Annotated in this window: 10 protein-coding genes and 1 pseudogene; 3 read left to right on the top strand and 8 right to left on the bottom strand. The window is 38.5% G+C overall.

The window, feature by feature from the left end:
* Nucleotides 1-30 precede the first annotated feature (30 nt).
* Complete coding sequence (locus tag QA584_RS09965) at nucleotides 31-1,500, top strand: recombinase family protein (protein WP_278274368.1); 1,470 nt, start codon at nucleotides 31-33, stop codon at nucleotides 1,498-1,500.
* A 22-nt stretch (nucleotides 1,501-1,522) separates the two neighbouring features.
* Here the strand turns inward: QA584_RS09965 and QA584_RS09960 are convergent.
* The 7 genes and pseudogenes from QA584_RS09960 to QA584_RS09930 form a co-directional block, all read right to left on the bottom strand.
* Nucleotides 1,523-2,386 (bottom strand): annotated as a pseudogene (locus QA584_RS09960) (carboxypeptidase-like regulatory domain-containing protein); the annotation flags it as partial.
* A 292-nt stretch (nucleotides 2,387-2,678) separates the two neighbouring features.
* Nucleotides 2,679-3,662, bottom strand: a complete 984-nt coding sequence (locus tag QA584_RS09955; protein ID WP_278274367.1) for a polysaccharide deacetylase family protein — start codon at nucleotides 3,660-3,662, stop codon at nucleotides 2,679-2,681.
* A gap of 455 nt (nucleotides 3,663-4,117) precedes the next feature.
* Complete coding sequence (locus tag QA584_RS09950; RefSeq protein ID WP_278274366.1) at nucleotides 4,118-4,942, bottom strand: ABC transporter ATP-binding protein; 825 nt, start codon at nucleotides 4,940-4,942, stop codon at nucleotides 4,118-4,120.
* Nucleotides 4,935-5,942 (bottom strand): ABC transporter ATP-binding protein, encoded by a 1,008-nt coding sequence (locus QA584_RS09945; protein ID WP_278274365.1) that lies wholly within the window; start codon nucleotides 5,940-5,942, stop codon nucleotides 4,935-4,937. Before QA584_RS09945 ends, QA584_RS09950 begins: the two co-directional genes overlap by 8 nt.
* A 10-nt stretch (nucleotides 5,943-5,952) precedes the next feature.
* Nucleotides 5,953-7,203, bottom strand: coding sequence for an ABC transporter permease (locus QA584_RS09940; RefSeq protein WP_278274364.1), 1,251 nt, complete (start codon nucleotides 7,201-7,203; stop codon nucleotides 5,953-5,955).
* Nucleotides 7,204-7,220: 17 nt separating this feature from the next.
* Nucleotides 7,221-8,225 carry an ABC transporter permease gene (locus QA584_RS09935; protein WP_278274363.1) on the bottom strand — a complete coding sequence of 335 codons (1,005 nt, stop codon included), beginning with the start codon at nucleotides 8,223-8,225 and terminating at the stop codon, nucleotides 7,221-7,223.
* Nucleotides 8,226-8,337: 112 nt separating this feature from the next.
* Nucleotides 8,338-10,263, bottom strand: coding sequence for an ABC transporter substrate-binding protein (locus QA584_RS09930; protein ID WP_278274362.1), 1,926 nt, complete (start codon nucleotides 10,261-10,263; stop codon nucleotides 8,338-8,340).
* 758 nt (nucleotides 10,264-11,021) lie between these two features.
* On the opposite strand from QA584_RS09930, the gene QA584_RS09925 reads away from it, so the two are divergent.
* On the top strand, nucleotides 11,022-13,526 hold the full coding sequence (locus QA584_RS09925) for a GH39 family glycosyl hydrolase (protein ID WP_278274361.1): 2,505 nt from the start codon (nucleotides 11,022-11,024) through the stop codon (nucleotides 13,524-13,526).
* Nucleotides 13,527-13,649: 123 nt separating this feature from the next.
* Nucleotides 13,650-14,204 carry a DUF3877 family protein gene (locus QA584_RS09920; RefSeq protein ID WP_278274360.1) on the top strand — a complete coding sequence of 185 codons (555 nt, stop codon included), beginning with the start codon at nucleotides 13,650-13,652 and terminating at the stop codon, nucleotides 14,202-14,204.
* Nucleotides 14,205-14,286: 82 nt separating this feature from the next.
* On the opposite strand, the gene thpR is transcribed toward QA584_RS09920, so the two are convergent.
* The gene (thpR, locus tag QA584_RS09915) at nucleotides 14,287-14,844 is read right to left on the bottom strand and encodes an RNA 2',3'-cyclic phosphodiesterase (RefSeq protein WP_278274359.1); all 558 of its coding nucleotides are present in this window, start codon (nucleotides 14,842-14,844) and stop codon (nucleotides 14,287-14,289) included.
* Between the last annotated feature and the right edge of the window lie 2 nt (nucleotides 14,845-14,846).

Here is a 14,846-nt window from a genome sequence, read left to right as displayed (position 1 = left end):
AAAATATAATCAACTAAGGAGCTGATAAAAATGCAGACTGCGGCACTCTATATCCGTGTCAGTACAGAAGATCAGGCGGAATATTCTCCCGATGCCCAGAAACGATTACTACTTGAATATGCAAAAACCAATACGATAGCCGTTAAAAATGAACATATCTTTATAGATGAGGGAATATCAGGGCGAAAAGCGGAAAAAAGACCGGAATTTATGAGGATGATAACTGCTGCCAGAAAAAAGCCAAAGCCCTTTGACATTATCTTAGTCCACCGGTTCGACAGATTCAGCCGGTCCAGAGAAGACAGCATCGTGTATAAATCCCTGCTGCGCAAGGAATGCGATATTAAGGTAATATCCATTACCGAGCAGCTCGAAGACGACAAATTCAGTGTAATTTTAGAAGCTATGCTGGAAGCTATGGCAGAATATTATTCTTTAAACCTTGCCGATGAAGTCATTAAGGGTATGACTGAAAAAGCCCTTCGAGGTGGTTATCAGGCTAATCCGCCTTTAGGATACAAAATCCTGCATTCCGGGGAATTGCCTGTTGTTGTCTCCGAAGAAGCAGCTATTATAAAAATAATTTTTGAAAAATATACTTATGATGGTCTGAGCTGCTTTCAGATAGCAAAATTTTTAAATCTTTATGGGTTTAAAACAAGACAGAATAACTCTTTTGAACGCAGATCCGTGGAATATATACTAAAAAACCCCATGTACAAGGGTTATATCCGCTGGAATCAGAACCGTTCTGCCACAAAGACCAATAGGAATCCCTCAGATTGGATTCTTGTAAAAGGACAGCATAAACCCATTATCTCAGAAGAATTATATGATCTTGCCCAGACAAGAATGGAGTCAGAAGGATCCAGTAAACGTAAGGCAAGACCCATTACGGAATATAAGCACTGGTTATCAGGACTATTAAAATGCAGTAACTGCGGACAGAGTATGACCGCCTCTAAAGTTAAAAATTCCAGGTACTTAAACTTTTGCTGCAACGGTTATACCAAGGGAAAATGCCCGGTAAGCAACAGCATATCAGAAAATATGCTTATGCCGGTAATGAGAGAAACTCTTGAAAAAGTATTGGGTCAGACCTATATGCAAGACACCCTGGAATGGTTCAGGGCTGAAAAAAGAATATGGAAAGAATCCGGTGAGCTTGATTTGCTGAAACAGCAGCTCGATAAATTAATTGTTAAGGAAACTAAAATTAAAAGCGCTTATATAAACGGCAGCGATACCTTAGAGGAATACGAAGAAAGCAAATCCAACCTAAAAAAAGAGCAGAAAGCCTTAACAGAACGAATAAAACTCTTAGAAAAAACTTATGAAGCTGAAGACAAGGTAACCCCTTCCAGCCATATCCTAACGGCTTATGAGCTTTTTACTTCTGACAAAGCGGCTAATCAGACAAAGAATAAAGCCTTAAAAGCAATCATAGAAAAAATAGTAATCAACAGACAGGAGGGTACACTTGATATTTATTTCAAATAAACAGCAAAACCCTACCCTGTTACCATAAGGTCATCCACCCCGGGCAGGTTACATTCCTGCCGTCACAGTACTGGGTCAGAATAGGCTGCCGTACATTAGGCCTTGATAAATAATTATTAAATACCTGATCCACTGCCGTACCGATATTGCTGTAGATATTTCTTCCCCTCATCCATTTATGGTCAAAGGCAGTGGAGGAGGTAATGGTAAAATTATAACCTTGGTTTCGATACCATTCTGTATATACCCGGTTCAAAGTAAAGGACATAATAGCTAAAATATTCGCAGTTATGGTTGATTCCGGCCAGGTTGCATAGATTTCACTGGAGGCAACATTTTTGATATAATCTCTGTAACGTTCATAGTAATTTCCTGCTGAGGTATCCGTAGGCGGTCCATCGTGAACAATAACAAACTCCGGTACCACTACTTCTCTTAATACAATTTCACCGGTTTCATTCGTTGGCTTGATCTCTGCCTCTGCTATTTTAGGGGGATAATCACCATAAAGCGTATGAGGCGGTATTACAAAACGCTCCCCTCTGGTAGTTTCCGGAGCCGGAATCATCTGTATTGGCTGAACTGCATTTACCGTAGGTAATAACTCTGTACCGGATACTTGAACTGTTTCATACCCCGGCGCAGTTACTGTTACCGTATATTCCGAATAAGGCTGTTCGAAAATGGTCTGATCCAGACTGTATTCCAACGGAGGTGCCGGTAACTCAACGGGCTCAGTACGTCCTAACTCATCCGTAGTCAATTGTTCTATCGCAGAGGTGGGATCACCGGTATAAGCAATGCTTACCGTAGCACCGGGGATCGGCCTGAAACCATTCTGGGTTACACAATTCACCTGCAGGCTGCCAAGTGACTGGGTTTCCATCTGTGCCGGATATATTCTGGGGCTTGTGCGAAAACTTTGACCGACCCCTGGAAATTGCCTTGCATCCGAATATGAGAAGGACTTTGCGTTGTTCATATAATATTCTTTTATATTCATATTTACACCTTTTGCATATCACAGTTTCACCTGTGATACTGCCTAAAATAAACAGCTGAAAGAATCTTGACTGGGCACTCCTTTTCCTTATTATATTTTCATTCAGCTTTTATCCTAAAAAATATTATCACTTTTAATATATGCCGTTATATATAGAAAGTGATTACACTTTAAGTTAATGCCTTCCAAACTGATAGGGCTCTCGGTGATTCAAGGTATCAAAAACATATCCCTTTTCCTGAATTGATTTCAAAATATCCGGCAAGGTTTTTGCTGTCAACTTGTTCACAGAGGAATCATGCATCAAAATTATAGGATTACGATAACTATCCAGATCCTTAAGGACATTACTCTTAATCCGGTATTCGGATGGGGTGCCGACAGAGTCTTCCGCGCTTATGTTCCAGTCATAGTAAGTAAACCCCCTGCGCTCCATTTCTGCAATCAATTCATCCCTAATACCCTTGTTATAAGTATTATAACTTCCCCAGGGAAAGCGGAAAATATTAACCTTTATCCCTGTTGTTTCATAAATCAGTAAATAATCCTGATAAAAGTCCTTAAGAAACGCTTCCACGGAGGAGTATATGTTTTTATAATTATGGGAATAGGTATGTATTCCGATTGCATGACCCTGTTCTACCATCTCTTTTAAGCATTCTTCCCCTTCTGCTGTTATAGTACAGCCTAATACGAAAAAAGTAGCTTTTACTTGATAGTTACTTAGGGTATCCAATATTTCACTTGTTATATGGCTGGGACCGTCATCAAAAGAAAGATAAGCTATCTTTTTCTTCTCCAGAGAAATAACAGGTTTTATACTTTCCACATATAAATCCGGATAGAGTTTCATATAGCTTTTCTTCGTATCAACATCCACTCTTATTCTTTCATTTTCCACAATCGCCTTGCGTTGTGCATCAGAATCCGTATTCCAGACAGTCACCGGCTCGTTTCCTTTTTCCTCAATCGTTACGCCGGTTACGGCTTTGTAATTTATAAAACATAATCTTAAGGTTAAAACCATCAATATGCCAAACAGAATGAATTTACACTTTTTCTCCCTCATCTTAATCCTTATCTGTAATCCGCCACTGTCTTTTTCTATTATAATATGCAGGACCGGGGTAACCAATACATGGATACAGCCTGTTACCATGTATGCTTTGTCTGATCCACAGCCAGACTGACCGTTTCTCTACGTTCTATTAAAGCATGTGCCTCCTCGCAGCCTTTCTGCTACAGAGGCTTTTTGTAACTGGGCATTTTTACTAGTAAACTGATGCATTCGTGCCCGAGTGGTTTGCCAGCAATAACATCCTTTCCACAAGTTGCGCATCCATAGCGGAGCGTTTTTTTATGTAAAGAGACGTATTTCCCTATTTCAGAGCAAAGAGTCTGGCGAGCCAGACTCTAGCACTGAAGCGCTGTCACGACAGTGACAATCTTCCTTAAGTGCGTCATGCGCATCCTGCCTGGAAGGCTTTTTAATTTATAGACTAACTATGTCAAGTAGTTATTTTATAAATTAAAAAAAGGATCTGGTCTCTCGCAATATATGCAAGGACCAGATCCTGGGAAACTGCTAGGTGGGCAGTTTTCGTTATGTGCAGGTTAAACGGTTGTTAAATCCCATTCCTCATAAATCTTAGGAACATCGCTGATTAAGCGTTTGGTATATTCTGCTTTCGGATGTAGTATTACCTCATCTGCCGTACCGCTCTCCACAAATTTACCATGCTCCATAATATATACGCTGTCTGAAATATAATAAGCAAGACCAATGTCATGGGTAATAAATATGATGGTCATACCGATTTCATCCCGTAAGTGCAAAAGCATATCAAGAATGGTAGCTCTGGAACAAGCATCGATCATGGAGGTGGGTTCATCTGCCAGAAGGATTTTAGGTTTTAGAAGGAAAATACGTGCTATCATTAGACGCTGCATCTGCCCTCCGGATAATTCAAAGGGATACTTATTGGTCAGCTCTGCAAACTTAAGATTAACAAAGCTGCAGGCTTCGGTCATCATCTCAATTTTTTTGTCCATAGATAGCCCTTTTCCACCGCGCATATTAATGCAGTCTAGAAGTACGGTATCTATCTTGGCAAATACATTATAGGACGAAAAGGGATCCTGGAATATAGCCTGGATATCCTGCCAGTATTTTTTCTTACTTTTACGGGTATGGACATCCCGGGGTTTTCCCTGGAAAAATATCTGCCCTTCTGATTCATTACTAAGAGCGAGGAGCATTTTACTAAGAGTGGTCTTGCCGCTGCCGGACTCTCCTACGATGGATATCAGTTCCCCTACATGAAATTCAAAATCCACATGATCTACTGCAACGGTTTTCTTATCACCAAAACCAAAAATCTTCGTTACCCCTTTTCCGCTTAAACATAAAGGTCTTTTATCAGGTTTTGCATTATTCATGTTTATAGCCCTCCCTCAGTTTATCAACGTCCATGATACAACGGTAACTGCGGTCGTCTCCAAATTCTTTTAAACCTACCGAAATCGCTCTGCATTCATTAGTCACATACTTGCAGCGTTCGGCAAAACGGCAGCCTGACGGCGGCTTCTTTAAGTTTGGCGGAGTGCCCGGTATTGCAGTAAGTTTTACATCGCGGGTTCCTGCCTCCGGAACTATAATAGATCCCATAAGCCCCTGGGAATAGGGATGGACAGGCTCAAATACCATTTCTTTTGCCGTTCCTTTTTCAACAATCTGCCCGGCATACATTACCATAATGTCATCGGTAACATTATAAAGCAGCGGCAGCTCATGTGTAATAAATATCATAGACTTAATATAGCCTTTATCCATTAAGTTACGAAGCATCTTGATAACCATCTTCTGGCTGGTTACGTCAAGAGCACTGGAAGGTTCATCTGCAATTAAAACCTTCGGAGAAAGTATGGTAGAGATCGCAATTACCGTACGCTGTTTCATACCACCTGAAAGTTCCACCGCATGCTTTTCCAGCACCGAAGCCGGTAAACCAAGCTCTTCAAAACGCTTTCTGGCACTATCATAAATTTCTTTTTTGGGCATCTTTGGGTGATGCACCCGAACAACATCCTCAATAAACCGGATTATTTTTTGTGTCGGATTCAGAGCATTCATAGCAGCCTGGGGAATATACGCAATCTCCGTACCAAGTACCGATTTACGGATCGCGTCCGGCTTCATGGTGGATATATTCTTGCCATCAACTATAATATCTCCGCTGGTATAATGAAGGGGCGGAAAATAATACCCCATCAGACTAAGTGCCAGGGTGGATTTGCCGCAGCCGGATTCACCTGCAATACCTAATGACTTTCCTTCCTCAATGGCAAGGGATACATGGTCAACGGCGTAAACATCCTCACCGAACCTTGTAATATATTTTGTTGTAAGTTCTTTAACCTCAAGAATTTTCTTTCCCATAACCGGCCTCCTAGTCTCTTAAAGTGGGATTGAACACCTGATCGAGACCGGTATTCATCAAATTAAGTGAGAATGATACCAGGGCAATGGTAAGAATTACCGGGAAATATGCCCACCAGGAACCATTTAAATGAGCGGAATAGAGCATAGCCCAGTTCATCATAAGTCCTAACGTCGGTATCTCTGTTGTTTTTGGTCCAAGGCCGAGCATGGAAAGCTGTGCCTCAGCAAGTATAGCTGTGGATATCTGTAAAATCAATGCCATAACCACATAAGAAGCAATATACGGAAGAATATCCGTTATAATAATTCTTATTAAACTATGACCAGAAAGTTTACTCAAATTTACGTGATCCCTGTTTCTTAAGGAGATAACCTGGGAACGTACAGACCTTGTGGTCCATACCCAGGAAGTCATACCAATTACAATTGCTACCGTCGTGGCACCTCTTTGATCCTGACTGATACTGTAGGAAATCAGTATTAAAAGTACAAAGGAAGGAATTACCGTAAAGATATTGGTAATAAACATAATAATGTCATCAACGATTCCGCCTAGATAACCGGCTAGAAGACCTAAGGACAACCCAATAAAAGTTGCAATAACACCTGCTATCAGACCAATCAGTATAGAAGTGCCGGTGGCAGAAACAAGTTCTTTTAATACATCACGCCCAAAATTATCCGTACCTAATGGTAACCGTTTTACATTGGCAATATCCTTAATATTCACATAATCAGTATCTGCAATTACCTTACTTTGCTCTAATGTATTGGTTTCCTCATTATTTTGGGCTATGATGATCTGATTATTATTGATTGCATTCTCCAAGTTACTATTCAGACGTTTATAATAATTACGCTGAGCCATGGTCATGCCTTTGGGCTTAATAGAAGGGTCATAGGTATCTTCCCATAACTTTAAGAGCGCTTGTGTATCCTGCATATCAATCTGATCCGCAGAAACGCCTGCAGCTGTCAGCCATTGAACCATGGATACGCGGTCTTCATCATTTAATTTGGTTAATAAACGCTTTTGCTCTGCATCCGGTAATTTCATGGTTTTTGCTTCTGTACCAACTGCATCATAAGTAGATACATAAGTTCCGGGCTTAAAGAAAGAGCCCAGACCTACCATTTGCAATGGATTTCCTCTAAAAATCAGTGGATATATCAAAACTGTTAACAGAATAAAAGAAAATATCGTAAATCCTATTACAAATCTGGGAGAGCGAAACACCTGCCGTATTGTATTCTTCATCTTTACCTCTTCCCTCCTTAATCAAACTGCGCCGCTTTGACACGGGGATCAATAAATCCGTATATAATATCAATCGCGAACGTTGCAAACAGCACCATTAATGTAATAATAAGTGTAGTTGCCGATAACAGCGGATAATCAGACATTGTAATCGCCTGCAGCATGGTAGTTCCAAGACCCGGATAACTGAATATAATCTCGGCAACCAAAGCACCGCCTACCATGGTACCTAAGGATAATGCAAGACCTGTAACCTGGGGCAGCATGGCATTTCTGAATACATACCCTACGATTTTACTATCCTTAATTCCAAGGAAACGGCTGTATTTAACATAATCCGCATTTAATTCATAGATTGACATGGAACGCATACCAATGGCCTGACCGCCGATATTAATCGCAACAATAGACCAGAACGGAAGCTGATAATGTGAAACTACAGATTTAATAAAATTCCAGCTGAAATTAGGTATCATATCATATCCATACCCACCTGAAATTGGTGCAATATTAAGCTTTATTGCAAAAACAACAAGTAAAATTACAGCTAAACCAAATGCAGGAAGACTGCTGACAAAAAGACTGACAGGCATAAGCACCTTATCGAATCCTTTACGTATGTAAGCAGCCAGAGCACCGAGAATGTTACCTAACAGCCATCCTACTACAATTGCTGGAAGCTGTAGTCCAATAGTCCACCAGATGGCATTGGATATAATATTAGATACCTCTCTAGGATATTGACTGAACGAAAGCCCGAAATCCCCTGTAAAAGCATTCTTAATATAAGTAAAGAACTGAACATACATGGGTTTGTCTATACCAAACTGCTTGGCGTAAGTCTCATAAATCTGTTTCACTGCAGAGGTGTCTGAAATTCCCTTAGCCGATTTAGCAGTGATGACCGCAACAGGATCTCCCGGCATTAATCGGGGAAGTATGAAATTAAGCAGAACTGCAATTAGAAATGTAATGAGAAACCACACGATTTTCTTGCCGAAATATTTACGATAGCCTTTCATCTATTACCTCCACGTATTCGAAGACAGCCATGTTTCAAAACTCCCGAAACATGGCTGACTATTAGTATTCAGGTGATACTTTTACCTCACTATTATGTGTATGATATAAGTCTTATTGAACCAAAGTAATCTTATAGAGACCGGCAATACCATAACCATCAGATAAATCCATAGGTGGAATGTTATTTCCGTCACCGTTCTCAGGATAATTGGTCCAAACAGATTCATTCACAGCGTGGAATTTATCAGGTCTGTACATCAGTGAGAAGGAAGGTACATCAGTTAAGTAAATCTTAACTGCTTCTGTATAGTATGATTTTAATTTAGCTGCATCGGATTCGGTAGGAATCTTTTTAATCAGCTCATCAATTTTTTTGTTGCTGTAATGACCCCAGTTACCGGACCAGTTACCTTCGATACCGTTGTATTCTGAACTCATTAACATACGGATACGTCCCCAAGGCTGTACCGGTGTAGCACTGTCAGTCCACATCATAAAGATATCATAATCGGTTTGTTTCGCTGCGGTTACAACAGTCTGGTATACAGACCATTCAGGGTATTCAGTAGTAATATCGATACCGATATTCTTACCTGCTGCTGCAACGATTTCCATAGCTGCCATCCAGTCGGTCCAGCCGTTAGGAGCGCATGCATTAAAGGAAAGATTCTTACCTTTTATCTCACGGATACCATCACCATTCGTATCTTTAATTCCGGCATCGTCAAGTAACTTCTTAGCACCTTCAATGTCATTACCAACCCATTGAAGATCCTTAACTGCGTCATGGTCAAAAGTAGCCTGCTCACCAGCAGTAGGATTCATTACGGAACGAGGAACATCTTTAAAGGATGGAGATTGACCAGTTACAGCATTTGCGATGATTGCATCATAGTCAACTGCCATAGCGATTGCCTTGCGGACAGCTACATTATCAAGACCAGGTACATCAAAGTTAAACCATGCTGTAGGCATATTTACACAAACTCCATAAGGAGCGTCTTGAAGATAAGTAGAAATAGGCAGTCCGTCTTTTAACCAGAGATCCTGGATATTAGGTATAAACTGCTGGTCAACGTCAACTTCACCTTTTTTAAATGCAGTTTCAGTTGCAGCATTATCAGCATAGATTGTATGTGCGATATACTTCGGTGCAGGAAGACTTCCCCACATGGAAGCATCTTTACCCCAATAATTATCATCACGGATTAAAATAACTTTCTGATCATCTGCATAATATTTGTGATAAGGACCGGAGTAAACAACATCGTCTGCCGGATCTTTTTTAACCTTAGCAGCGTCGCTGTCGCAGCGTGCTTCCAAAGTCTGGATCCAAGCTTTTTGGATTACATAGGTCTGACCTAAATAACTGATAAGCATCAGAGGGTTAACCGGTTTGCCGTCATCAGTCAGTTTAGCTTTAATAAGTACTGTGGAAGGATCTACAGCCGTTACGGATTCAATATAAGGAGCAAGACCTACGCCCTGAGCTGTCTGATACTTAACATTGGAATCAAACGTATAGGCAACATCGTCTGCAGTAACAGGAGTTCCGTCGCTCCATTTTGCAGCACCTTTTATTTTAACTGTCATTTCGGTTTTTGCATCATTCCAGGAGTAGTCTCCATCTGCTAATAAAGGAGTCATGGAACCATCAAGCATGTTATACATATATAAGGTTTCATACATAAGTGTACGTGAACCGCCTGCGGCTTGTGCCAGAACTAAGGCATTGTTCATATCGTCAGAAAGAGGATTCCATCCATTAACAGCACCCCACTGCTGTCCGCCGTAATACAAGGTTTCATTTCTTGGAAGCTGATTGGGATCTGCAGGTTCACTGGATGTTGGTTCTGCAGTAGCTTCAGGAGTTGGTGTTTCGGTTGCTGTCGGTTCAACAGTAGCCTCAGTAGTATCTGTGGATGCAGTATCCGTAGTAGTATCCTTTGTGTTGCTTTTGCCACATCCGGCTAATACAGTTGTCATTACAAACAGCATAGCCAGGAAGAGAGCGGTTATCTTTTTCATTTTTCTCATTTTTACCCTCCTTAAAAATTAGGCTTCTCCAGCCTTTTATATTAAATATAAATACAAGAGTGTAGGTGCCGTCCCGTTTTATATTTAATTCTTAATAAAAAAACATTACTGGGTCTTTATAAAACCGTTTTTTTTACTAAATTGGCAGCATTTCGTGTCTTTTAATATATTATGTTATGTTATACATTTTAACTAATTTAAAATGTTTTTGCAACAGTTTTATATATTTTTTAATATTTTTTTTGCATGTTCGGTTACAACACTAATGCTTTATGTCCATTTATATGCTTTTTATTTTTTGTTAATTGTGCATTTTATACACTCTTAATAATCAGCTTTTTTCTTCTAAATAGAATTTATTCCTGCTTGAATCGATGAATTTATGTATAATAAAATAAAGTAATTTGTCGAATTTTCACCTCTTTTCATAAATTTTAACCTTAGATATATGATTTTATCCTATAAAACCAACAAAATCATCAATCTATCTATTTACATATCTTAATATATATTGTAGAATAAATCCATGCTGATTTATATTTATTTTGTATATTTTTTATACATTATTTCGCTGCAATTGTAATTATCTATCTTGTATCAATTAATTTAATCCAAATATAATACATGATTTTGTTGATATTTAATAAAGATTAATACATTTTTTCATTTTTAGGATTTCTAACTTAAAAAACGTTTTTTTAACTTAACTTTTTATATATAATGTATATATAAAATCAGTTGATGAGGAGGAGAAAAAAATGTACAAACATGAAATCATTGAGTATGCAAACGATGTTCCGGTAAAAATCAGTATTCAGAAACTAGATAATACAACCAGACACTGGCACGGCAGTATAGAAATTTATCTGGTATTAAGCGGTGAGATAACTGTTATGCTGGAATCAGAAACCTATCATCTGTTCGAGGATGATATCCTGCTAATTAACAGCAACCAATTACATGAAATCCACAGTTCCGAAAATGTGGTAGCAGTATTACAGATTAAACACAGCTACTTTAAACAATGGATCAATGAATCAACCTATTTTCAATGCAACTCTTCTGTTTATCACAACAAATCAAGATTTCTTCAACTAAAGAAGCTAATAGCACAACTTATTTACTTAAACTATAATAATACCGATTGTGACGATCTGCTCTGCATCTCACATTCCTATCATCTGCTTCATGAACTGGTTAAGAACTTTAAATCCACAGATATCAAATCAGCCGGTAAAAAATCCAAGAACTTAAAGAGATTAAAAGGAATCATAGAATATTTAAACGATAACTATACAGAGAACATAACCCTTAATTCCGTGGCAGAACGGGAGTATTTGTCAGCCTCCTATTTATCTCATTTTTTCGAAAAAAATATGGGTATCAGTTTTTTTAATTTTCTTACAGGAATTCGGATGAACCATGCAGTCAATGACTTACTGAATACCAATCTGACCATTGAGCAGATTGCCGCCGATAACGGTTTCGCTAATAACAGGTATTTTGTCAGCTGTTTTAAAAAGGAATACGGGATGCTGCCGAAACAATATCAGAAGGAACATAGAAAAGAAGGTACCGCAAACGCTGCCAAAGCACAGAAGTTCAATGATTATTTGTTAATTGAACAGCATGATTTCCTTAATAAATTAGGTGAATATCTGGATACCGGTACACCAGCAAAGCAAAAAAGCGAGGCTTCTTCTTCTGTAATTAATATTCTTAATGTTAATGCCGAACATACAAAAGGCACTCTCCACCACGCTTTTAAAACCTTTACCGGCGTCGGCAGAGCCAAGGAACTTCTTTTACACCGGGTTCGAACGGAGCTTATTACCTTACAAAAAGAAATCGGTTTTAAATATATTAAATTCCATGGTATTCTGGATGATTCCATGATGCTTTACAATGAAGACAAATACGGCAATCCCTACCTTGCCTTTCATTATGTAGATGAAGTCATTGATTTCTTACTTTCCATCAATTTAAAACCACTGATACAGCTTTCCTTTATGCCAAAACTACTTGCCAAAAATCCTGAACTTACAATTTTTTACAATCCCGTTATATTAAGCGAACCTAACGATTACTCCAAATGGGAATTTATTATAACGGAACTTACGAAACATTTCATAAAGCGGTACGGTCATGCAGAAGTAAGGACCTGGCTTTTCTCCTTTTGGAATTCCCCTTTTAAGTCCTATGCCTTTGCTTTTGACAGTGATGAAATAGCGTATGAATTATACCGCATTACCAGAAAATGCGTAAAGGAATGTGATCCTCTTCTGCGTTTTGGCAACCCTTCCTATGGATCACTGAATTTTTCCAACATGGAATTTTACAACTTTCTTGATTACTGTAAAGTAAACAATTGCTACCCTGATTTTTATAATATCCATTGCTACCCTGTTAAGACTTCCACAACAAAAGATTTGGCCACCTTAGGGGAGTCTACCGGCGAAAATTGCGAAAACGACCGGATTATTTTATCCGATGACCCGGATTATATAACCCACACTCTTGAATGCTTTAAAAAGAATATAGCAAAATATCCGAAACTTCCTACCTATATAACTGAATGGGCTTCAACCGCTTCCCACCGTGACTGGCTTAATGATACCTGTTACCGGTCGGCTTATATTATTAAGAATATACTGGAGAACTATGATACAGTTGACAGTTTCGGAAACTGGTGTCTGTCCGATACTATGGAAGAGCTTCCTTTTTCCAATGACGAATTTCATGGTGAATTAGGCTTATTCACTTATAACGGCATCAAAAAACCAGCTTTTTATGCTTTTACCTTTTTAAATAAGTTAATGGATACATTAATTGAAAAAGGGCCTGGCTATTTTGTCACAGCCAATCAAAAAGGTGATTACGCCGTTCTATTATATAATTACTCCCATGTATCTCCTTTGTATGCACAGGGCGTTTTGTTTAATGTTACTTTTATCGAACGGTATAATGCCATCATTGATACCAATTCCCTGGAGTTTGATTTTGTCCTTTCAGGTATTGAGAATGGCAGCTATATCCTTACGGAACAGATTGTAAACAGAGAGTATGGAAGCGCTTTTGATGAATGGGTCCGCATGGGTGCTCTGCCACTTACCACCGAAGAAGAGATAACTATCTTAAAAGGGCATTCCCTGCCAAAACTTACAAAAATCAGCAATGACGTTACCAATAACAGTCTAAATTACTATGCCAATTTAAAGCCTCAGGAAATCAGACTGCTCTTAATTAATAAACAGCCCTGGTAATTTAACACCTTTTGTCGTGTCTTTCCTTAATACCCTTTTGTCGTTGACAGGCTTAATTTTCTATATTACAATAAGTATGCTTCATTATACCTTTGGCTTCATTATAGAATAGGAGTAATACTTATGGCTGATACAACTGGTTTTAAAGACCTGGAAGAGAATATAGAAACTACCATTTATGAAGGCTTATTAAAGTTAGGTTATCAAAACAACGAAAGTTTTAGTATATACTATGACTTAGATTTATTAAATTACCTACTGGGTACTTCCTTCGAAACCAATGAAGAATGCTTAAATTACTTGAAGGGATTTATTACTTTTGTAAATGAGCGGTATGTTAATCTAAGAATAGACCTGGAGAGAAAACGTTTTAGGGTTACAGTGCCCTGGGAAGGAATTTCATATATATATAGAAAGAACGAGAATAATCTTTTTCTAAAGGAGTTAATACAAACAGTGAATACCCACTCCTTTACCCTTTTAGATATCCTTGACGTCTTTCGACGTTATTCTGAGGATTATATTTGCGAAGAAATCGATAATTCAGAATTTCAGTATGTGATTTACTTTAAAGACAACACAGTGGATAAATTCAAATACTGCTTTACATTTGATCAAATGGGCGGCTACTATCATAGGCTGTTGGATTTTAGTTATAACAAAATTCTGCAGGAATAAAACGAATTAATAGCAAAATTAATCGGGCGGTTTTCCATATTATCCTGAGAATAAAGGTAAATGTAAGATCGCCCGTAATAGATCAAACCATCAGATTTTTTTTATAGATTTCTGTATATACTAATTTTCCATTGATCCGCTCTGACTTCATTAGTCCGATTTCCCTGACGGACATGGACATCTCTGGTACCAGTTTTTCAAAATCATTCACAGAAAACCCCTGCTTAAGTTTAATATCCCTTCCAAGAGTCAGATGTGGCTTATATTCCCTTTCTTCTATATAAAACTCAAATTTTCTTAATTCCTTCACCAGTACCTGATTTAATTCCGTTAAAACAGGATTTGGCTCGACACCAACCCAGTATATATCTCCGCTCCTGCCTTTAAACCGGCCAAAACCACCGAAATTCAACAAAAAGGATGGTATCTCTCTGCTTGATACTGCTTGTTCCATCGCCTGTCTGGCATGTTCATAATCTTTTGTTTCCCCGATAAAGACCAGTGTCAGATGAAAATTATCCTTATGCGTGACATGCCCATGAGTTATATTCCCCTTAAGTTCTTGTGTTAGTTCATATAAATTGGTCTTTATTTTCTCATTGAAGTTAATTGCAATAAACAGCCTCATAAGTTCTTTCATAA

The organism is Anaerocolumna sp. AGMB13025 (assembly GCF_029689925.1).
Classification (GTDB): Bacteria; Bacillota; Clostridia; order Lachnospirales; family Lachnospiraceae; genus Anaerocolumna.
This window is presented reverse-complemented; position numbering and strand designations above follow the sequence as displayed.